Here is a 542-nt window from a genome sequence, read left to right as displayed (position 1 = left end):
GTGTACTACCGCACGCTCGATCCGCACGCCGCCGGCGGGCTGCGGGTGATGCTGTCGAAGGTGATGCTGCTGCTGGTCGCGCTGGCGGCGGCGGCGCTCGCGACGCAGAAGCCGGCGGACATCGTCTTCCTGGTGTCGGCGGCGTTCTCGTTCGCCGGCTCGGCCTTCTTCCCGGCGCTGGTGCTGGGGGTGTTCTGGCGGCGCGCCAACCGCCAGGGCGCGGTGCTGGGCATGCTGGTCGGGCTGTCGGTGACGCTGTACTACATGGCGATGAACGAGCCCTGGATGCGCGGGCTGCTGGGCGTGCAGGTGCCGGGGCGGCTGTGGTTCGGCATTCAGCCGATCTCGGCGGGCGTGTTCGGCGTGCCGGCGGGCTTCGCGGCGACGGTCATCGGCAGCCTGCTGGGGCCGGCGCCGGGGCCGCAGACGCAGGCTTTCCTCGATCGCCTTCGCTCGCCTTGAATCTGCCAAGACAGAAAAATGTCCACTCACCCGATTTCTGAGTAGAATCCCGGGTTCGCCTTGCCACACCCAGACGACGC

General features: G+C 69.4%; 1 protein-coding gene. It reads left to right on the top strand.

Going from position 1 to position 542, the window contains the following annotated elements; translation table 11 throughout:
- The coding region (locus AC1D15_RS36490) for a sodium:solute symporter family transporter (protein ID WP_477829931.1) at positions 1–462 on the top strand (462 nt) is incomplete at its 5' end.
- Positions 463–542: the final 80 nt, after the last annotated feature.

Source organism: Rhizobacter sp. P2_H2 (assembly GCF_056403375.1).
The sequence above is the reverse complement of the archived record's forward strand: the minus strand, read 5'-3'. Positions and strand labels throughout refer to the sequence as shown.